At 59.9% G+C, this 1,025-nt stretch carries 1 protein-coding gene; it reads right to left on the reverse strand.

Annotated features, from left to right (window positions below; translation table 11 throughout):
* Positions 1 to 910 (reverse strand): sensor histidine kinase (locus B2R17_RS04740; protein WP_286763062.1); only part of this gene is annotated, 910 nt, incomplete at its 3' end.
* Positions 911 to 1,025: the final 115 nt, after the last annotated feature.

The raw sequence follows: 1,025 nt of genomic DNA on the forward strand, positions 1-1,025 counted from the left end.
CGGGACGAATGTCATCGGATTGCAATTGGATCTCATGCCACGACGAAGTGTTCGGCATGCTTTCAATTCGAACACGATTGCCGCCACGCAGTTCGCGTTCGAACGCTTTCGATTCGTCGGACTTCCATTGCTGGATGGTTTGCGGACGCGAACGTGTGCCTCGCCTTTCAGCACGGAACCGAGCGAACGTGGTGGCGATTCCCGCCGGGGTGGCCAGGGGCGTTTCGAACACTGCGTCGGTGCCGCTTCCCAGCCGACTTCGCAGAGTCAGCGTGGAATAGTGAAGCGACGCCATTTGTCGCGAGATCAGCAATCCGAGGCCTTCGCCACCCAGATCGGAAGCGATCTTTTGCGTGCCGCTGAGTTGTTGCAAACGTTGCGGTGAGATTCCTCGGCCACGATCGATCACCGACCAGACCGCGACTCCGCGATTCAGGTCGTCTTCCACTCGAATCAAAATCGGCGACCCAGGTTTGCTGGCCCGTTCCGCGTTGATGATCAGGTTGGTCAGCAAACGCGAAAGGATGGTGGAATCGACCAGTGTGTCGGTCGAGTTCGGTTCGGCACCGTCCCAGTGCAGGTCAATTTGTTTGTTGCTGAGCAGCGAGCGAGTGGACAAATCCACGGCGTCGCGAATCGCGGTTCGTTTGGTGGCAACGCGGCGGACGCGAGGTGTGCCGGACCGCAAGCGTTCCGCTCGTGACAATTCGCCGATCAGCGAATCGATGTATGCGCACTGAGTCATGGCGGCTTGCAGAAATTCCGCCTGAGACGGGGTCACGTCGCCAAGGCTGCCGTCGCGAATGACTTCCATCGTGGCTGCGATGCCGGCCAAGGGGGATTTCAAATCGTGTGCCGTTTCGCTCAGCAATCGGACCGCGGCACCGAGAGGATCGGCTGGTGAATCCATCCCAGTTGCGGGAGCTCTTCGCTGAGGGCGACGAGTGGATCGGTGGGACCGGTCGGTTGTCGGGCGTGATTTGCTGGATTGGGGCATGGTGGCGGTCTTTTGTTCACGGCGGGGG

It is taken from the genome of Rhodopirellula sp. UBA1907 (genome assembly GCF_002337565.1).
Lineage (GTDB): Bacteria > Planctomycetota > Planctomycetia > Pirellulales > Pirellulaceae > Rhodopirellula > Rhodopirellula europaea.